We start from the raw sequence: 17555 nt of genomic DNA, 5'->3' as shown, positions 1-17555 counted from the left end.
GGCGCCCCCGCGGCCGTCCGCGCGGCGGTCCGCGCCAACGGAGGAGCCTCCGCGCCCGTCCGGAGCGTGCCCGAGCAGCGCCGGCCCGCCGAGCCCGCCCGCCCGCCGCGGCCGAAGGGCGGAATGGCGCGCCAGTCGGACGAGGGCGTTCCGTTCCGCCGCGAGGTGCGGACCACCCGGGCCCTGCCGGCGGGCCTGAAGCAGGATTTCAAGGAGGCGCTGGACCGGAGCAACGGTTCGGTCCCCGCCGCGCTCGCGGAGATGAAGAGCGCGGGCAAGGACGCCCCGTCGCGCGGCTACGCCTACGCCCTCCAGAAGGAATGGCACGCCGAGCAGGCGTCCACGACCTGAGATCGTTCAGCTTCCGAATGATGAAACGAATGTAGCATTTGGTATATGGACGACGAAAAGGCGCTTCCGGCGACGGTGGCCTTCCGCCTGGGCACCCTGGGTTCCCGCGTGGCCGAGCGTTACGCCGAACGCCTGCGGCCCTTCGGGCTCAAGCCCAAGCACGCGGGCCTGCTCGCCGTCCTGAGCCGGGGCCCGGCCGCCTCCCAGCAGGACCTGGCCGGCGAGCTGCGGGTCGCCCCCAGCCTCGTCGTCTCCCTGGCCGACGAGCTGGAGCGCCTGGGCGCCGTCGAGCGGGTCCGCGACCCGCACGACCGCCGCCGCCAGGTGCTCACCCTCACCGACGGCGGCCGCGCCCTGCTCGCCTCCTGCACCACCGCCGCCGCCCACCTGGACGCCGAGCTCCTGGCCCCCCTCACCCCGGACCAGCGGCGGGCCCTCGACGAGGCGCTCGCCCTCCTGTCCCCCTGACCGGACGTCAGGCGAACACCGCCCGGATCGCCGGAGTCCGCAGGACGCGGCGGGTCGTGGCGAGCGTGGTGGTGAAGGTGACGACGGCGGCCACGACCAGGACCGCCGGGGAGATGAACGGGTTGAGATCGGGCGTCCACTCACCGGTGCGCGCGTAGGAGTACGGCAGGATCGTGACCAGGGCGGCGGCCGTGCCGAGGACGGCGCCGACCGCGGTCAGGGCCAGGGACTCCCGGGCGACCCTGGCCATGAGCCCGCCGGGCGTCGCGCCGATCAGCCGGTACTGGCCGAACTCCCGGCTCCGATGGGCGGTGGCCGCGATCAGGGTGTTGATCAGCATGATGCAGGCGAACAGCGCGATCATCGCGATGACCACGAGGTTCAGGGTCTCGATGTTGCGCTGCTCGGTGGTCTTGACCAGCCCGGCCGCGGCGGCCGCGCGGTTGTCCATGTCCTGCATGGAGAGGGTTCCGGTGGCGATGCCGATGAACAGGACGATCGGCGGCAGCGCGGCGGGCACCCGGCGGATCAGGAGCGGCGCGAACAGCGACAGGCCGATCGCGAACCAGATGTCGGCGGAGCCCGCGGTCTGCATGGCGTCCGAGCCCTTGCCGTACATGACCGTCGCGGTGAGCACGGCCTGGGCGATCCCGGCGGCCAGGAAGAAGGCGATGCAGAGCCCGCGGACGAGACCGATCCGGGCCGGAACGGGCGCCCTGGCCTCGAGCAGGGATTCCGTGACGCGCTGCCGGGACGCCCTGCGCGAGGCGATCAGCGCGGCCGCCAGCGAGGAGAGCAGGGTGATGCCGTAGCCCTGGCCGAGCGCGATCGGCCCGAACGCGTGGGTGACGCCCTCGGCGACCTGGTCGGTCGAGCGCAGCAGGTTCAGCAGCAGATGCCCGAGGCCCCACCCGAACGGGATCGCCGCGGTGGCCCCGGCCAGGCAGACCACGAGCGTCTCCCCGATGACCATGCGCCTGAGCTGCCCGGGAGTGGCGCCGACGCTCTTCAGCAGCGCCATCTCCGTCGCCCGTTGCCGCAGCGCGAGCGCCAGGGTCGAGGAGACCGCGAACGCGACCAGCAGCAGGCTCCATCCCCCGACGACCGACGCCATCGTGATCAGGGTCTCGGAACTGGCGGAGTCGACCCCCGGCGCGACCGCCGTGTCGAGCATCGAGCCGAACGTCATGACCATGGTCGCGCCGAGCAGCATCGCGAGGAAGCTCGCGGTGAAGGCCGACCTGCGGTGGCGGAGCGAGGCGAGCGCGAGTGACAGCATCCGGCTCAACCCCTGACCAGGTCGTCGCCGAGGTGGGCGAGGCGTTCGGCGACGGCGTCGACGGTCGGGGAGATCATGCGTCCGACGATCCGGCCGTCGGCGAGGAAGACCACGGCGTCCGCGCGGGCCGCGGCGACCGGGTCGTGGGTGACCATGACCAGCGTCTGGCCGTGGACGCGCACGGCCTCCTGGAGCAGCGCGAGGACGTCCCGGGCGCTGCGGGTGTCGAGCGCGCCGGTCGGCTCGTCGGCGAACAGGACGGCCGGCGACGTCACCAGCGCCCTGGCGATCGCCACCCGCTGCTGCTGCCCGCCGGACAGCTCGTGCGGGTAGTGGCGCAGCCGGTCGCCGAGCCCGACGCGGCCCAGCATCTCCTCGGCCCGCGCGGTGTCCGGGCGCCTTCCGGCCAGTTTCGCCGGGAGCAGCACGTTCGCCAGCACGTCGACGGTCGGGATCAGGTTGAACTGCTGGAAGACGAACCCGACGCGGTCGCGCCGGAACCTCGTCAGCTCGGTCTCGCCGCCGGTCATCTCCCGGCCGTCCACGAAGACCTCGCCCGAGGTGGGACGGTCGAGGCCCGCCGCCACCTGGAGGAGCGTGGACTTCCCCGACCCGGACGGCCCCATGACCGCCGTGAAGGTCCCCGCCGACAGGGACAGCGTGACGCCGTCGAGGGCGACGACCTGGTTCTCTCCGGTGCCGTGCACCTTGCGCACTCCGTGGAGCCGCAGCGCTTCCTTCGTCATGCGACGACCCTGCGCCGCCCCGCTGACCGCCCGCTGACCGGCCCCTGACGGTCGCTCAGTCCAGGCCCGCGAGGATCTCCTCGGCGGCGTCGTGGATGGGCTTGTTGAAGAAGTAGTCGGCCACGGCGGCCTCGGCCGTGCCGACATGGCGCCGGGCGGCCTCCGCGTCGCCCCGTCCGCGGGCCACCCGGGCCAGCCCGAGATGGCAGCGGGCGACCAGCTCGGCGGAGTACCAGCGCGGCGGGCAGTCCTCGAGGGCCTGCTCGTAACGGTCCTGCGCGGCGGCGAGGTCGCCCTCGCCGAGGGCGATGTCGCCGAGGCCGCGGTGGACGTCGGCCAGCACGCCCATCGATCCCGATCTTCTGGCGACCTCCTCGGCCTGGCGGAAGCCGTCGCGGGCGTCGGCGGTCCTGTCCTGGAGGAGCAGGATGTCGGCCCTGCGCATGAGCATCTCGGCGGTGTCGGCGCCGGTGCCGAGCTCCCTGATCAGGACCAGCGCCTCCTCGCGCAGCGCGAGCGCCCGTTCCAGGTCGCCGGTGTTCTCGAAGAGGGTGGCGAGGGCGTCCTGGGTCTGGGTCATGCCCCAGCGCTCACCGAGGGCGCCGAACTCGGCGAGCGCCTGCCACAGATGGGACTCGGCGTCGTCGTCGTTGCTGCTGAACAGATTCATGAAGCCGATGCCGAGCTTCATCAGCGCGAGGCCCCACGGCTCGTGGGCGAACTGGTCGTGCCGGGCCTCGAGGATCTCCTCCATCCGGTCGCCGTAGTCGTCGGGCGGACCGGCGGCCAGGGCCCACATCGCGAGCAGGAACGGCTGGTGCAGGGCGCGGCCGAGCGTGTTGAGCACCGTGTCGGAGCGGCGGATCATGTCGGGCAGCGCGGGCGCGGGGATGCTGCCGAGCGCGAGGTTCGCCACGCACGCGACGTACTCCTCCTCGAAGCCCGGCAGCGGCACGCCGCCGAGCTTCGCCAGCAGGGTGTTCGCGACGGCCGCGCCCTCGCTCCTGTTGCCGCGCAGCCACCAGTAGGCCGACAGCATGTCGACGTAGCGGAGCGCCAGCTCGAGATCGGTGGCCGCGGCCCAGTTCAGCGCCGCGCTGAGATTGCCGTGCTCGGCGGTCAGCCGGTCGAGCCAGACGATCTGCTCCGCCGTGCGCATGTGGTCGTTGGCCTCGGTGACGAAGGCCAGGAAGTGGGCGGCGTGGGCGTCGCGGAGCCGCTTCCCCTCGCCCGTCTCCTCGCGCTTCTCGGCGCAGAAGGCCGCGATGGTGTCCAGCATCCGGAACCGGCCGTCCGCCCCCCGGACGATCAGCGACTTGTCGGCGAGGTCGAGCAGGACGTCCTCGTCGGCGCCGCAGACCGTTTCCGCGGCCGCCGCGGTGAATCCGCCGGTGAAGACCGTCAGCCGCCGGGAGAGCACCTGCTCCTCCTCCGCCAGCAGACCCCAGCTCCACTCGACGACGGCGCGCAGCGTCTGGTGCCGCGGGTTCTTGCTGCGGTCGCCGCGGGACAGCAGCCGGAACCTGTCGCCGAGCCGGTCGGCGACCTCCTGCGCGGTGAGGGTCCTGAGCCGGGCGGCGGCGAGCTCGATCGCGAGCGGCTGCCCGTCGAGGGAGGAGCAGATCCGCACGACGGCGCCGAGGTTGTCCTCGGTGACGGCGAACCCGGGCCGGACGGCCGCGGCCCGGTCGGTGAACAGCCGGACGGCCGGAGCCCCCGCGGCCTCCTCGAACGGCGCCCGCTCCGGCGGCACGGCGAGCTGCCGGACCGGCCACAGCGTCTCCCCGGTGACCGCCAGCGGTTCCCGGCTCGTGGCGATGACCCTCAGCCGGTCGCAGGCCGTGAGCAGCCCGCCCGCGAACACCGCGGCCTCCGCGACGACGTGCTCGCAGTTGTCGAGGATCAGCACGAGGTCGCGGTCGGCGAGCGCGGCCGTCAGCCGCTCCACCGGCTCGGCCCGCTGCCCCGCCGGGAGAACGCCCACCTCGCGCAGGCCCAGCGCCGTGTTGGCCGCCTGGGCGAGCAGGTCCTGCCCCGAACCGGCCGCGAGCGGGGCGAAGTCGACGAACGCGACCTCGCCGCCCAGCCGCGCGCCGATCTCGATCGACAGCCGCGTCTTGCCCGCACCGCCGGGCCCGAGCAGGGTCACCAGCCGGGACGCGCCCAGCAGCCCCTCGATCCGGTCCAGTTCCTCGTCCCGTCCGACGAAGCTCGTGAGCTGGGCGGGCAGCCTCGGACCCGGCCCCTTCCCGACGGGGGCGACGGGCGGTCCCGGCTCCGGCTCCGCCCGCAGGATCCGCAGATGGACGTCCGCGAGTTCCTTCGACGGGTCGGCCCCGAGCTCGTCGGCCAGCATCCGCCGGGCCCGCTCGTAGGCCTCCAGCGCCTCGGCCTGCCGTCCCGATCCGTAGAGCGAGCGCATGAGCAGCGCCCTGAGCCGCTCCCGCAGCGGATGGGCCTCGACCAGCTCCCGCAGCTCCGCGACGACCTCCGCGTGCCTGCCCAGATCCATCAGCGTCTCGGCCCGCAGCTCCTGCGCCGCGATCCTGGCCTCCTCCAGCCGGAGGGCCTGGCCCCTGGCCTCCGGGACGTCCGCCAGCGCGGCCCCCCGCCACAGCTCCAGCGCCTCGCCGAGCAGCTCCGCCCGCCGCTCCCCGCTCTCCCGCCCGGCGGACTCGGCCAGCGCGGCGAACCGCTGGGAGTCGATCTCGTCCCGCCCGGCCGTGAGCCGGTATCCGGCCGGAAGGAGTTCCACCTCGGCCAGCCCGCGCAGCCCGCGCCGCAGCCGCGACACCTGGGACTGGAGAGCGTTCGCGGCGCCCGCGGGCGGCTCCTCCCCGTACAGACCGTCGATCAGCAGCTCGGGAGGGACCACCTTGCCCGCGTTGAGCAGCAGGAACGCCAGCAGCGCCCGAACTCGCGGCCCGCCCACCGAGATCGGCTCACCGTCGTCGTCCCAGACTTCGACCGCCCCGAGAATGCCGAATCGCATGGGCACGATTGTGTCCCATCGGGGGACGCACCGGGCACCGTCAGCGGCCGGTCAGTTCGTGGTCAGCACGGACCGTGAACCTGTGGCCATGAACCTGAACGCCGCCACCCGCAAGTGGTCGACCCTCGCGATCTGCTGCCTCGCCTACACCGTGCTCTCCATCGATCTGACCGCCCTGCACCTGGCCATCCCGCAGCTGGTGGCGGACCTGAATCCGTCCGCGACGCAGATCCTGTGGATCGCCGACGGCTACGGTTTCGCCCTCGCCGCGCTGCTGATCACGATGGGCTGGCTGGGCGACCGGATCGGGCGCAAGAAGCTGCTGCTCACCGGCGTGGGCCTCTTCGCGGCGGCCTCCGCGATCACCGCCTACGCCCACACCCCGGAGCTGCTGATCGGCGCCCGGGTGCTGCTCGGAGTCGCCGGGGCGACCATCATGCCGTCGTGCCTGTCGCTGGTCAGGAACGTCTTCACCGACCCGAAGGAGCGGACCATGGCCGTCGGGATCTCCTCGGGCGTCGCCGGGCTCGGCGTCGGGCTCGGCCCGGTGTTCGGCGGTGCGCTGCTCGACCACTTCTGGTGGGGCTCGGTCTTCCTGATCAACGTCCCGATCATGGCCGTCATCTTCGTGCTCGGCTCCGTCGCCCTGCCCGAGTCGCGTGACCCGCGCCCCGGCCGCCTGGACGTCCCGAGCGTCCTGCTGTCCGGTGCGGGCATCGTCGGGTTCGTCTACACGGTCAAGGAGCTGGCGGCCGAGGGCTGGGCGCCGGAGTACGCCGTCACCGGCCTGGCCGCCGTCGCGCTGCTGGCCCTGTTCCTGCGGCGCCAGACCCGGATCGCCTCGCCGCTGATCGACGTCCGGCTCTTCCGGCTCCCGGCGTTCTCGGGCTCCGTCGGCGTCAACATGTTCGCGATGTTCGCCCTGGTCGCCCAGTCGCTGGTCTTCGCCCAGTACTTCCAGATGGTCCTCGGCTGGTCGCCCTGGATCGCCGGGGTCGCCGGGCTGCCCGGCGCGCTCGGCGCCATGGCCGGCGGCGCGGCGCTCGCCCCCGCCCTGATCACCGCGATCGGCCGGAACAGGGCCATCGGGGTCGGCATGGTCCTGTCGGCCGGCTCGTTCGTCAGCTACAGCTTCATGGGCCTCGACGCGCACTACTGGGCGCTGATGTTCCCGACCATGATCTTCGGCGGGATGGGGATCGGCGTCGCGATGACCGTCACCTCCGACACCATCCTCGCCTCGGTTCCCAAGGACCGGGCCGGTGCCGCCGCGGCGATCTCCGAGACCGCGACGGAACTGGGCGGCGCGCTGGGCATGGCCCTGCTCGGATCGGTGCTGAACGCGGCCTACCGGGGCGGCGTCGAGGTTCCCGCCGGGGTCACCGGGCCCGCCCGCGACGCCGTCGAGGACTCCCTGGCCGGGGCGTTCGAGGCCGCCGGGACCCTGCCCTCGCAGCTCGCCGGCCAGGCGATCGCCGCCGCCCGCTCCGCCTACGTCGACGGCATGCACGTCACGCTCTACTGCAGCGCCGTCCTGGCCCTGGCCGCCGGGGTCGCCGCGGTGTTCGCCCTGCGGTCGGTCCCGAAGGTCATCGAGGCCGAGGACGACGAGAGGGAGCTCGTCGCCGCCTGATCTTCGGGGGAACGCGGAAGTCCCGTGCTCGGGGGAGAGCACGGGACTTCTGGCGTTCTTTACGCGGGCGCCGGTCAGCCGGCCACGACGAGATCGCCGACGACGGCCTTCGGCGGGCGAGCGAGCCGGGGGGCACCGGCACAGGTCACCGACGCGATGTCGATCGTCTGCGTGATCGTCCCGGCCAGCACGACACTGACCTGGATCGCGGTGACCGAGATGCCGCCGCCCGGCAGCCTGACCTGGCGGTTGAGCACGACCTCGGCCTTGCCCAGCGCACCCAGCGGAACGACGATCCCGCTGTTCGGCTTCGGGTAGAGGGGGATCTCGGCGGCCCCGAGGGCGACGTCGGCCAGGGCCGCTCCGCCCGTCCCGTTGTCGCAGCTCGCCGTCACCGCGGTGGCCCGCAGGCCGAGCCGCCCCACCACGACGTCGGCCAGCGCGGCCTTCGCGTGGTGCCTGCTCGCGGCGACCTCGTTGACCGACGCGCTGAGCAGCGCGTTCGGCGGCAGCTTGACCAGCGCCTTGGTGACGGTCTCCGCCGTCGACGACTTCACGTAGGGGGTCGGGGCGATCGCCACGACCCCCTTCGCCGCGACGCCGAACGCCGAGCCGTGGGCACCGCCCGCCTGGGCGGGGGCCCCGGCGAGGGCGGTCAAGGCGGCAGTGGCGGCCAGGACGGCCGTCAACGTCTTCATGGTTCTCCCTGATGATGTGTTCATGCGGTGATGAGCACCGGGCTGCCCAGCGGGACCGAAGACAGAGCCTTCAGCGCGGCCGGTGGGACGCGGACACAGCCGTGGCTCGCCGCTCTGCCGAACACCTTCGCGTCCGGCCAGCCGTGGAACGCCACGGTGCCGGGTCCTCCCCCGAAGGTGTCGAGCGTCGCGGAGTGGGCGCCGACCGGGAGGACGGCGCCCGCTGGGGTGGTCTTGGAACCCTTCTGGGCCTTGCCGGTGGCGAGGCTGGCCAGCAGGAACGTCCGGCCGACGGGGGTCGGGGTGCCCGGGGCGCCCACGGCGACCCGCCAGCTCCCCCTGGCCCTGCCGGACTTGTAGATCGTGAGCTTGCGCGCCTTGAGCGCGACCCTGATCGCGTACTCGCTGCGGGCGGCCTCGATGCCGTCCGTGCGGATCCAGCCGGTGCTCCGGTTGGGCCTGCTGGGCAGCATGACGCGGTGCCAGCCCGGGACGGTCTCGACGACGGGCACCCAGGTCGGGCTGTTGAGCTGGGACGCGGGCAGGATCGCCCGCGGCTCGCCGTCCGGGGCGTCGTAGATCACGGTGGCGGACTTCGGGCTGACCACCGTGCCGTCAGGGACCTTCGACGCCGCCAGGTCGGCCGGCAGGCCCTTGATCGTCGTGAACGTGGTGGACTCCGGCAGGTCCGCCGGGACGGCCTCGGCCGCCGGGGACTCCGACGTGCTGGGCGAGGCCGGAGAGCCGGCGCAGGCGGCCGCGCTCAGCGCGCATCCGGCCAGGACGCCCGCCGCGACGTTTCGGCGCATGGAAGATTACCCTCGGTTGGCGTGTCATTGAGTGAACACTTACCTACCATGAGTAACAGGCATCACAGGCACCGAACGTGTCAACAGGTAGCGAATCCGTTACCTTGAGTGAGATTCGCGGACGTCAGAGATGGGTGGCGACCCAGGCGGCCAGATCCCTGGCGCAGGCGTCGACCTCGTCCTTCCAGGTGGTCGCCGCGCCCTCGCTCGCCTCGTCGCTGACGTGCTTGACCAGCCGCACCCCGACCCCCGCCGCACGGGCCGCCGCCGCCACGGCGTAGCCCTCCATGTCGGCCAGGTCGGCCCGCCGGGCCAGGAGATCGCGCAGCTCGGTGGTCGACACGAACTTGTCGCCGGTCGCCAGGACGGGCCCCTCCGCGGCGAGGTCGATCGGCACCCCGGTGGGGCGTCCGGTCAGCTCCTCGATGGCCTCGCCGTCGAGGTCGTGCTGGATCACCCGGGAGATCTCGTGGGTGCCGCGCAGGCCCGGGCGGAGGGCTCCGGCCGTCCCGAGGTTGATGATCTCGGACGGCCGGTGGACGGCCAGGACCGCGGCCACCGCGACGGCCGCGTTGACCTTTCCGATGCCCGTCAGCAGCACCGGAAGCCCGGTCTGGAGGTGAGCCGCCTCTTCGTCCGCCGCCACGACGATCAGCGGGCGGTCGGGGGTGACGATTCCGGAGAGACGCATGATCCAGAGGCTATACGGACTCCGTCACGCCGAGGTTCTTGACCGTCTTGGACGGCGGCACCTCGTCCTTGCCCGGATAGGTGTTGAGGACCTTGTCCGAGACCGGCGTGATGATCCCGTACCAGTAGTTCTCGTTGCGGAAGTGGTGGAGCTGGTGGGTGCGGCGCAGCGTCCGGTAGAGCGCGGTCTTCGGGACGTAGGAGGAGTGGATGAGGAAGTGCGTCCACTCGTAGGCGGCGAGCAGCGTCCACGTCGTCGCGACGCCCGTCATGACCGCGCGGGGGCGGCGCAGGAGCACGGCGTTGATCACCGCGATCCCGGCCACGGCGGGCAGGACCACGTGCTCGGGGATGAAGACCAGCCCGGGGTCGCGCGGATCCTGGTGGTGCATGCGGTGGGAGCGGGCGATGAGCGTCTCCTCGCCCTTGCGGTACTTGGCGTGCAGGACGTGGACATGGACCAGCCACTCCACGAACGGCTCCATCGCCACCGCCGCCCCTGCCACCACGGCGTCCCTCCTGGTGAACCGTCCCATCAGGGCGCGGGCGGCGATCGCGGTCGCGGCGGCGGGGAGCAGAACGCGGGCGTTGCGGTGCCCGGAGAAGACGCGGGCGGCCTCGGCGAGGGTGAGCCCGTTCTTGCGGAAGTCCTTCACTTCAGCGCTCCGATCATCAGGTCGCGGGTGCGGTCGAGGTAGCGCACGGCTTCCTCGTGGGCCTGGGCCGGGTCGCCGTCGGCGATGGCTCTGACCAGGGGTTCGATGCGGTCGGCCGTGGTTTCCGCGTCGGTGAAGACATGACGGAACAGGTCGCCGACCTCCAGGTAGGCGTTGAGGAGGGAGTTGACGAGCAGGGAGTAGACGCGGTTGCCGGTGGCGGCCGCGATCAGCCGGTGGATCTCGGCCTCGCCCTGCTGCGGGTCGGCGGCGGAGCGCAGGGCCGTCAGGGCGTCGGACAGGTGCGCGCGGTGGCCGAGGGAGGCGCGCGCGGCGGCCTGGGCCGCGACGAGCGCGCCGATCTCGCGGCGGGCGTCGAAGATCTCCGCCGCCCAGTCGGGGCCCGCCACCCGGACGAGCATCGGCAGCAGCTCGGGCCCGCCGAGCCGCTCGTAGTCGCGGACCCGGGTCCCGACGCCGTGCCGGGTCTCCAGCAGCCCGGCCTGGGCGAGGCGGACCAGCGCGTGCTTGAGCGAGGTGCGGGTGACCTGGTAGCCGGCGGCGAGCTCGCGCTCGGGCGGCAGATAGGAGCCCGGCGGGTAGAGGCCGCCGAGGATCTCCGTCCTGAGCCGGTTCACGAGGGCGTCCACGACGGTGTCCCGGGCGATCGGGTCGGTCACGCGGTCGGTCCTTTCGGCCGGCCCAGTGGATGAGCCACTGGGCCAATGCCGCGAGTGTGGCAGTATGCCCCGATAAGCGTCAAGACGGAGGTTCGGAATGATTTCGGAGTTCGAGCGGGCGACCGCGAGCACGCTGGTCGACGGCGTGGCGACCGCGGAGATCGCCGACTCCTGGGGCACCGGCGGCCCCGCCCCCAACGGCGGCTACCTCCTCGCGCTGGTCACGCGCGCCCTCGGCCGCGTCTCGGCCCATCCGCACCCGATGACCGTCACCGCCCACTACCTGCGCCCGGCCGCTCCGGGCCCCGCGACGATCACGACCGAGGTGATCCGCTCGGGCCGGACGCTGACGTCCGCACAGGCCTCCCTCTTCCAGGACGGGAAGGAGCGGATCAGGGTGCTGGCCGGCTTCGGCGACCTGGAATCACTGCCCGACGACGTCAGGACCTCGGCGGAGCCCCCGGTCCTCCCCCAGGTCGAGGACTGCTTCGAGGCCCCGGACTCGTTCAAGCGGCTCGTGACCCTGCTCGGCCACGCCGACCTCCGGGTCGACCCGGCGACCGCGGGATGGGCCGCCGGCGCGCCGTCCGGGCGCGGGGAGATGCGCAGCTGGTTCCGGCTGGCCGACGGCCAGGAGCCCGATCCCTGCACCCTGCTGTTCGCCGTGGACGCGCTTCCGCCGGTGGCCTTCGAGATGGGCGTCCAGGGCTGGGTGCCGACGCTGGAGCTGACCGTCCATGTCCGGGCCCTGCCCGCTCCCGGATGGCTGCGGGTGGTCGCCTCCACCCGGAACCTCGCGGGTGGGCACCTGGAGGAGGACGTCGAGATCTGGGACTCCAAGGACCGGCTCGTCGCCCAGTCCCGTCAGCTCGCCCGCGTCGTCGGCCCCTGAGCCGTCAGCGCTCCTTCGTGAAGTGCTCGCGGGGGACCTCGACGAACAGGGCGGCGGCCTGGACGGCCAGCGGCCCGTCGGGGTCCCCGAGCCGCCCCTCGCCCGAGAGGTAGATCTTGCGGCCCTCGACGCCCGTGCACCAGGCCTTCAGGTAGAGCGTGCTGCCGACCGGGACCGGAGCCCGGAAATCGGTCTCGAGGCGGCCCGTGACGGCCATCTTCCCGAGCGACCAGGCGGCGGTGCCGAGGATCTCGTCCATCGCGGTGGCGAGCAGCCCGCCGTGGGCCAGGCCGGGCGCGCCCTGGTGCTGGTCGGTGACCAGGAAGTGCCCGAGCACGACGTCCTCGTCGAACGCGGTGCGCTGAACCCGCAGCCCCGTCTCGTGCCCGGTGCCGCAGCCGAAGCACATGTCGTAGCTGCCGGCCCGCATCAGGTCCCCGGGCGTGATCGTCGCACCGGCGAGGGTCGGGACGGTCGCCCCGGGAGGGGGAGTGGTGGCTGCGGAAGCGGTCATTCTGGCCTCTTTCATATATGGCCCATACATATTACTTCTCGGTATTGACCGAATTTCATGTGATTCCTGTGGGATCGGTCATAATCACCTGTGATTTGCGACCTATCGCGAGTCGCCCGTAATCCGTAGAGTGACGGCCGTCGGAGGTGGACCGTGAACCGAGAGCATCTCGACGCCCTGAGCGCGAAGCTCACGGCGATCCCGGGGGCCCCTCGCAGTTTCCTCGAGCTGCGGGTTCGCTGGTTCGTCGCGTCCACGGTGGCGATCGCCAACGCGAGCGGCGCGGCGGTCGTGCTCGTCTTCGTCTTCGCCGTCATCCCCGATCCGCCGGGCGTGCCTCGGAGCGCGATGTGGGTGAACCTCTTCGCCTTCCTCGCCTATCCCGTCGTCGCCGTTCCCATCGCGGTCCTGCTCGTGATGCGGGCCTGGGCCCCGATCCGCAGGCTGGTGCGCGAGGGCGGCCCGCCCGACCTCGAACAGCGCCACGCCGTCCTGCTCGGCCCGGCCCGGATCACGCTGATCCAGGCCGCCCTGTGGGGCGTCGGCGCGATCGGCTGGACGGCCCTCAACAGCCACTACGGCCCCCTCATGGCCCTGAAGATGGGCATGACCTGCCTGCTGGGCGCGTTCACGACGCTCGGCCTGGTCTACCTCCTCGCCGAACGTCTCCTGCGACCGGCCGCGGCCCTCGTCCTGGCGACCCAGCCGCCGCGCGAGCACCCGTTCTCCCGGGTGACGACACGGTCGATGCTGGCCTGGGGGCTCGGTACCGCGGTCCCGCTGCTCGGGCTGATCGTCGTGGCGATCGTCGCGATGACGGACATCAAGTTCGAACGTCATGAGGTGGCGCAGACCGTCCTGGTGCTGGGCTGCACGGCGCTCGTGATCAGCTTCCAGGTGACGTTCGTGGCCGTCCGGGCGATCGGTGATCCGATCCAGAGCGTCCGGCAGGGCATGACCCGGGTCGCCAAGGGCGACCTCGACACCTCGATCGTCGTCTACGACGCCAGCGAGCTCGGCCAGCTCCAGGCGGGCTTCAACTCGATGGTCGCCGGCCTGCGCGCCCACGAACGCCTCCAGGACCTCTTCTCCCGCCAGGTCGGTCCCGACGTCGCCAAGCTCGCCCTCGACTCCGACATCGCGCTGGGCGGGGAGCTGAAGGACGTCGCGGTCCTGTTCGTGGATCTGGCGGGCTCCACGAAGATGGCCGCGGAACGCCCCCCGGACGAGGTCGTCGCCCTCCTGAACGCCTTCTTCGGCGTCGTCGTCGACTGCGTCAACCGCAACGGCGGCTGGATCAACAAGTTCGAGGGCGACGCGGCCCTGGCCGTCTGGGGCGCCCCCGTCCCCCAGGAGGAGGCCGCGGGCCGAGCCCTGACGGCCGCCCGCGAACTGGCCGCCCGCCTCCCCCTGGAGATCCCCGAGGTCCTGGCCGGCGTCGGCGTCTCCTGCGGCCCGGTGGTGGCCGGCTACATCGGCGCCGAGCAGCGCTTCGAGTACACGGTCATCGGCGACCCGGTCAACGAGGCGGCCCGCCTCTCCGACCTGGCCAAGTCCTCCCCGTCCCGGGTCCTGGCCAACTCCGACCTCCTGGAGGACTGCGACCCCGTGGAGTCCCTCCACTGGGAGTCCACCCAGGCCGTCACCCTCCGCGGCCGCCCCCGCCCCACCCTCCTGGCCAGCCCCCGCCCCACCGACGCACCCCTCCCTCCCCTGCTCCCCCCGTCGGCCCGCCGCCGTCGCCGCCTGGGCGTCCTCCCCCTGCTCCGCCGCGAGCCCCGCAACGGCTGACGACCGCCCACAGCCCTCACAAGCTTCACCGGGACGCTCGTCCACAGCCCTCACAACGATCACCGGCTGAGTTCCGCATCCTGGACGCATGGACATTCAGCTGGCGTTCACCGCCCCCCAGCGCTTCAACGGCGACGACATCACCGAACTCCCCCTCACCGCCGACCGCCTGACCGTCGACGGCCCCACCCTCCGCGCCTTCAGAAAGAACGAACAGATCGCCGAAACCCCCCTGTCCTCCCTGTCCGAGATCACCTTCCCCACCCGCCGCGACCTCACCCGAATCCGCGAGACCAGCCCCAACGCCTTCCGCCCCTGGACCAAGGCCGCCGACACCGAGCTCCTCACCCTCCGCCGCAACGGCGCCGACACCCCCACCCTCAGCACCCATTTCGGCCGAGGCCGCAACGCCGTCCTCCAACGCCTGGACAAACTGGGCGCCCTCACCCCATGACCCCCGCCCCTCAACCCACAGCAGTACGCGACTTTCTCGGCCGGATCGCCCGCGGCGACTTCGGCCGCTCCCACCAGCTGCACGAGAGCACCACCGGGCCCGCCGGGCGGGAGCCTGGCTCCTCGATCCAGCTCAGCCTCGTCGGCGTCAGCCTGACCTTCACGATCGCGATCGTGACCGCGATCGTGGTCGTGGTCGTGGTCGTGGTCGTGGTCGTGGTCGTGGTCGCGCTACTGACCGCGCACCACCGCCGCAGTGTGCGCCCCCTGTCCTCCGACCCGTAGCTGATCGCGGTATCGATCCCCGCCTCCTGGGCGGCGATCCTGCCCCTCACGACTTCTCCTTCAAGCTCGGCCGGTTCGGCCGCCGGGACAGACGGTGCCTCCACGCTCGTCCTCCCGGCGGTCGCGGCAGCCGTCCCGCTGACGGCCATCTTCACGTCGACACCCATCCCACTACCCGCCCAACCCCCCGACTGTCCAACCACCCGACCGCCCAACCACCCGACCGCCCCCTCCGCGCGACCGCCCGCCATCTAGCCGCCCGTCAAGCTGACCCCGGAGATGATCCATCGCCGACCGGGCTGGCCCGGGGACATCCGCCTTTGACACGATGAAGCGTGATCGCCAAGAACGGCACAGAACCAGGCTTCACCATCGGCAACGGCTACGCGATCTACCGGGGCCCCGTGACCGACGGTTCAATGCACCGCCACGCCGCCTTCCAGATCGCGATAGCGACACAGGGCGAGGTGGCGATCCTGGACGACACCGGCGCCCTCCACCACGGCACGACCCTGCTGGTCCCTCCGATGACCAACCACCGCCTCCTCCCTTCCCCCACCCTCCTGACCTACTTCATCGAGCCCCAGCACGCTTTCGCCGACCACCTACGTGGAAACCGCGCCCCCGGCATCACCCCCGCGGACGACCTCCGCACCCTCCAAGAACAAGACATCCAAAAAGCAGCACCCCACCCCCCGACCTCACTGGACCCCCGCCTCCTGGCGGCCATGACCCTGCTGTCCACCACCAGAACCCCCATGCCGGCCCTGGCAGCCCAGGTCGGCCTCTCCCCCCAACGCCTCCGCGCCCTGGCCCACCGCCAACTCGGAATGCCCCTCCCTCGCTGGCGCCTCTGGACCCAACTCCGCCAAGCCGCCGAATCCCTCCGCCAAGGCCACTCCCTCTCCCAAGCAGCCCAATCAGCCGGCTTCGCCGACCAACCCCACTTCACCCGCCAAATGCGCCAAATGATGGGCCTAACCCCCTCAACCGCCCTCAAAATCCTCAACCCACCCCCCACCCCCAACAACCACCGGTAACGACAAGAACTCCGCAGCGCCCGAGCCACCGACACCAGCGAAGCCGGCCTCCCCGCCGCGCACCACCCGCACCTCGTCACCCCACCACGCACCGCACGACCGCTCCCACCCACGTCACTCGCACTACGCGCACAGCGCCGCGCGATGCAGACCCCACCCGCACCGGACCGCATTCGCAGAGCGCCCTGACATTGCGCGTCGCTGCCAGCGCGCAGCATTCACACCACCCGGTGGCACCACGCTCACAAGAGCCCAGCGTCCCGCGTCAGGCACGCTCGTCTCAGAGCCACCGTCTCAGCCGCGCTCCCGTCAGCCGTGCTCGTCTCAGGCGCGCTCCCGTCAAGCGCGCTCCCGTCAGCCGCCCTCATCTCAAGCGTCACTGAGCTTCCCCCTGCAGGTCATCACCGTCTCAGGCACGCTCCCGTCAGCCGTGCTCGTCTCAGGCGCGCTCGCGTCAGGCGCGCTCGCGTCAGGCGCGCTCGCGTCAGGCGCGCTCGCGTCAGGCGCGCTCGCGTCAGGCGCGCTCCCGTCAGCCGTGCTCGTCTCAGGCGCGCTCCCGTCAGCCGTGCTCGTCTCAGGCGCGCTCCCGTCAGGCGCGCTCGCGTCAGCCGTGCTCCCGTCAGGCGCGCTCACATCAGGCGCGCTCCCGTCAGCCGTGCTCACATCAGGCGCGCTCACATCAGGCACGCTTCCCGTCAGCCGTGCTCACATCAGGCGCGCTCATCTCAAGCGTCACCGTCTCAGGCGCGCTCCCGTCAGGCACGCCCCCGTCGGCCGCGTCCAGACCTCGCCTATGCCGGATGGACGCGCTCTGAATCACTCATGCCCGGTCTCCTCGCGCCGGGCGAGGTAGACCGAGATCGATCCGCTGATGGTCGGCACGACCTCGGCCTCCCGCACGTCCTGGAAGCCGGCCTCCACCATCAGCTCGGGCAGTACGCCATCCGCGTTCGGCTGGGTGTCACGTTTCCCGTCGGCGATCTGCACCACCCGAAAGGCCGTCCGCATCAGGCGGGTCCGCTGCCACCCGTAATCGCCGATCACCAGCCTGCCCCCAGGCCGCAGGACCCCGAGCATCGAAGCCAGGATCGCCTGCTTCATCTCCATCGGACACTGATGCAGCACCAGGCTCGAGACCACGACGTCCGCGGCCCGGTCCCCGAGCTCCTCCACCAGCGAGTCCCCCATTCCGACCCGCCACTCGACCCCCACGGCACCCTTACGCCGTGCCTGCGCCAGCATCCCCTCATCCGGATCGACCCCGACGATCCGCGCCTGCGGCGCCCTCTCCCGCAACATCATCGCCAGCGACCCGCTCCCGCACCCCACGTCAACGACGACTTCTCCTTCCCCCACCGCCGCATGGTCGACGAGCAGCCCCCGCCACGTCCGCTCGCGCGTCAACGCAAGCACCGGGTCGTACAGACGGCTGGCTCCGAACCGCCCCAACGCAGGCGTAAAACCCTTTTCGCTCATGCCCCCACCCTCGCCCCCAGCTCCCGCCCCGTCTTGAACAAACCGCTCACCGCCCCGCACCATCCGAGAACCGGCCTCCTGGCGAGAGGCGGGCGAGGTGCG

The 17555-nt window shown here is 72.1% G+C and carries 20 protein-coding genes; 8 read left to right on the top strand and 12 right to left on the bottom strand.

Annotated features, from left to right (window positions below):
- Positions 1-351: hypothetical protein (locus ABD785_RS27205; protein ID WP_344833689.1), on the top strand; the 351-nt coding region annotated here is incomplete at its 5' end.
- A gap of 45 nt (positions 352-396) precedes the next feature.
- Complete coding sequence (locus ABD785_RS27200) at positions 397-819, top strand: MarR family winged helix-turn-helix transcriptional regulator (RefSeq protein WP_344833687.1); 423 nt, start codon at positions 397-399, stop codon at positions 817-819.
- A 7-nt stretch (positions 820-826) separates the two neighbouring features.
- Here ABD785_RS27200 and ABD785_RS27195 read toward each other — a convergent pair whose 3' ends face one another.
- From ABD785_RS27195 to ABD785_RS27185, 3 genes are read right to left on the bottom strand one after another with little or no spacing between them, the layout of a single operon-like run.
- Positions 827-2098 carry an ABC transporter permease gene (locus ABD785_RS27195; protein WP_344833685.1) on the bottom strand — a complete coding sequence of 424 codons (1272 nt, stop codon included), beginning with the start codon at positions 2096-2098 and terminating at the stop codon, positions 827-829.
- A 5-nt stretch (positions 2099-2103) separates the two neighbouring features.
- Entirely contained in the window at positions 2104-2844 is a 741-nt protein-coding gene (locus tag ABD785_RS27190) for an ABC transporter ATP-binding protein (RefSeq protein WP_344833683.1), read from the bottom strand.
- A 55-nt stretch (positions 2845-2899) separates the two neighbouring features.
- Positions 2900-5836 carry an AfsR/SARP family transcriptional regulator gene (locus ABD785_RS27185; protein ID WP_344833681.1) on the bottom strand — a complete coding sequence of 979 codons (2937 nt, stop codon included), beginning with the start codon at positions 5834-5836 and terminating at the stop codon, positions 2900-2902.
- Between the two features lie 88 nt (positions 5837-5924).
- Between ABD785_RS27185 and ABD785_RS27180 the strand changes: the two genes are divergently transcribed.
- Positions 5925-7469 (top strand): MFS transporter, encoded by a 1545-nt coding sequence (locus ABD785_RS27180; protein WP_344833679.1) that lies wholly within the window; start codon positions 5925-5927, stop codon positions 7467-7469.
- A 74-nt stretch (positions 7470-7543) separates the two neighbouring features.
- Here the strand turns inward: ABD785_RS27180 and ABD785_RS27175 are convergent, their stop codons facing one another.
- From ABD785_RS27175 to ABD785_RS27155, 5 genes are all read right to left on the bottom strand, one after another.
- Positions 7544-8167, bottom strand: a complete 624-nt coding sequence (locus tag ABD785_RS27175; RefSeq protein WP_344833676.1) for a hypothetical protein — start codon at positions 8165-8167, stop codon at positions 7544-7546.
- Positions 8168-8187: 20 nt separating this feature from the next.
- A complete protein-coding gene (locus tag ABD785_RS27170) occupies positions 8188-8976 on the bottom strand; it encodes a L,D-transpeptidase (RefSeq protein WP_344833674.1) in 789 nt (262 codons plus the stop codon).
- A gap of 124 nt (positions 8977-9100) precedes the next feature.
- On the bottom strand, positions 9101-9667 hold the full coding sequence (locus ABD785_RS27165) for a nucleosidase (protein ID WP_344833672.1): 567 nt from the start codon (positions 9665-9667) through the stop codon (positions 9101-9103).
- 10 nt (positions 9668-9677) lie between these two features.
- Positions 9678-10322: a sterol desaturase family protein gene (locus tag ABD785_RS27160; protein ID WP_344833670.1), complete on the bottom strand. Its 645-nt coding sequence runs from the start codon at positions 10320-10322 to the stop codon at positions 9678-9680.
- A complete protein-coding gene (locus tag ABD785_RS27155; RefSeq protein WP_344833668.1) occupies positions 10319-11002 on the bottom strand; it encodes a FadR/GntR family transcriptional regulator in 684 nt (227 codons plus the stop codon). The genes ABD785_RS27160 and ABD785_RS27155 overlap by 4 nt, the downstream gene beginning before the upstream one ends.
- 97 nt (positions 11003-11099) lie before the next feature.
- On the opposite strand from ABD785_RS27155, the gene ABD785_RS27150 reads away from it, so the two are divergent.
- Complete coding sequence (locus ABD785_RS27150) at positions 11100-11894, top strand: thioesterase family protein (RefSeq protein WP_344833666.1); 795 nt, start codon at positions 11100-11102, stop codon at positions 11892-11894.
- Between the two features lie 4 nt (positions 11895-11898).
- Here the strand turns inward: ABD785_RS27150 and ABD785_RS27145 are convergent, their stop codons facing one another.
- Positions 11899-12408: a PaaI family thioesterase gene (locus tag ABD785_RS27145; protein ID WP_344833664.1), complete on the bottom strand. Its 510-nt coding sequence runs from the start codon at positions 12406-12408 to the stop codon at positions 11899-11901.
- Between the two features lie 153 nt (positions 12409-12561).
- Between ABD785_RS27145 and ABD785_RS27140 the strand changes: the two genes are divergently transcribed.
- The 4 genes from ABD785_RS27140 to ABD785_RS27125 all read left to right on the top strand — a co-directional run bounded on the left by ABD785_RS27140 (position 12562) and on the right by ABD785_RS27125 (position 15977).
- Positions 12562-14199, top strand: coding sequence for an adenylate/guanylate cyclase domain-containing protein (locus ABD785_RS27140; protein ID WP_344833661.1), 1638 nt, complete (start codon positions 12562-12564; stop codon positions 14197-14199).
- Between the two features lie 88 nt (positions 14200-14287).
- Entirely contained in the window at positions 14288-14653 is a 366-nt protein-coding gene (locus ABD785_RS27135) for a hypothetical protein (protein WP_344833658.1), read from the top strand.
- Positions 14650-14937, top strand: a complete 288-nt coding sequence (locus ABD785_RS27130; RefSeq protein ID WP_344833655.1) for a hypothetical protein — start codon at positions 14650-14652, stop codon at positions 14935-14937. Before ABD785_RS27135 ends, ABD785_RS27130 begins: the two co-directional genes overlap by 4 nt.
- Before the next feature lie 335 nt (positions 14938-15272).
- Positions 15273-15977, top strand: coding sequence for a helix-turn-helix domain-containing protein (locus ABD785_RS27125; RefSeq protein ID WP_344833653.1), 705 nt, complete (start codon positions 15273-15275; stop codon positions 15975-15977).
- Positions 15978-16257: 280 nt separating this feature from the next.
- Here the strand turns inward: ABD785_RS27125 and ABD785_RS41390 are convergent, their stop codons facing one another.
- The 3 genes from ABD785_RS41390 to ABD785_RS27120 form a co-directional block, all read right to left on the bottom strand.
- A complete protein-coding gene (locus ABD785_RS41390) occupies positions 16258-16335 on the bottom strand; it encodes a pentapeptide repeat-containing protein (RefSeq protein WP_425547825.1) in 78 nt (25 codons plus the stop codon).
- Positions 16336-16378: 43 nt separating this feature from the next.
- Positions 16379-16600 carry a pentapeptide repeat-containing protein gene (locus tag ABD785_RS41385; RefSeq protein ID WP_425547824.1) on the bottom strand — a complete coding sequence of 74 codons (222 nt, stop codon included), beginning with the start codon at positions 16598-16600 and terminating at the stop codon, positions 16379-16381.
- Between the two features lie 193 nt (positions 16601-16793).
- A complete protein-coding gene (locus ABD785_RS27120; protein WP_344833651.1) occupies positions 16794-17453 on the bottom strand; it encodes a class I SAM-dependent methyltransferase in 660 nt (219 codons plus the stop codon).
- Positions 17454-17555 lie beyond the last annotated feature (102 nt).

The organism is Actinocorallia longicatena, assembly GCF_039534125.1.
GTDB classification, from domain to species: Bacteria; Actinomycetota; Actinomycetes; order Streptosporangiales; family Streptosporangiaceae; genus Actinocorallia; species Actinocorallia longicatena.
The sequence above is the reverse complement of the archived record's forward strand: the minus strand, read 5'-3'. Positions and strand labels throughout refer to the sequence as shown.

Excerpts from the sequence above, each read along its gene's own strand:
- ABD785_RS27200 (WP_344833687.1), top strand. The coding sequence starts at position 397 with ATGGACGACGAAAAGGCGCTTCCGGCGACGGTGGCCTTCCGCCTGGGC.
- ABD785_RS27195 (WP_344833685.1), bottom strand. The coding sequence starts at position 2,098 with ATGCTGTCACTCGCGCTCGCCTCGCTCCGCCACCGCAGGTCGGCCTTC.
- ABD785_RS27190 (WP_344833683.1), bottom strand. The coding sequence starts at position 2,844 with ATGACGAAGGAAGCGCTGCGGCTCCACGGAGTGCGCAAGGTGCACGGC.
- ABD785_RS27185 (WP_344833681.1), bottom strand. The coding sequence starts at position 5,836 with ATGCGATTCGGCATTCTCGGGGCGGTCGAAGTCTGGGACGACGACGGT.
- ABD785_RS27180 (WP_344833679.1), top strand. The coding sequence starts at position 5,925 with ATGAACCTGAACGCCGCCACCCGCAAGTGGTCGACCCTCGCGATCTGC.
- ABD785_RS27175 (WP_344833676.1), bottom strand. The coding sequence starts at position 8,167 with ATGAAGACGTTGACGGCCGTCCTGGCCGCCACTGCCGCCTTGACCGCC.
- ABD785_RS27170 (WP_344833674.1), bottom strand. The coding sequence starts at position 8,976 with ATGCGCCGAAACGTCGCGGCGGGCGTCCTGGCCGGATGCGCGCTGAGC.
- ABD785_RS27165 (WP_344833672.1), bottom strand. The coding sequence starts at position 9,667 with ATGCGTCTCTCCGGAATCGTCACCCCCGACCGCCCGCTGATCGTCGTG.
- ABD785_RS27150 (WP_344833666.1), top strand. The coding sequence starts at position 11,100 with ATGATTTCGGAGTTCGAGCGGGCGACCGCGAGCACGCTGGTCGACGGC.
- ABD785_RS27145 (WP_344833664.1), bottom strand. The coding sequence starts at position 12,408 with ATGACCGCTTCCGCAGCCACCACTCCCCCTCCCGGGGCGACCGTCCCG.
- ABD785_RS27135 (WP_344833658.1), top strand. The coding sequence starts at position 14,288 with ATGGACATTCAGCTGGCGTTCACCGCCCCCCAGCGCTTCAACGGCGAC.
- ABD785_RS27130 (WP_344833655.1), top strand. The coding sequence starts at position 14,650 with ATGACCCCCGCCCCTCAACCCACAGCAGTACGCGACTTTCTCGGCCGG.
- ABD785_RS27120 (WP_344833651.1), bottom strand. The coding sequence starts at position 17,453 with ATGAGCGAAAAGGGTTTTACGCCTGCGTTGGGGCGGTTCGGAGCCAGC.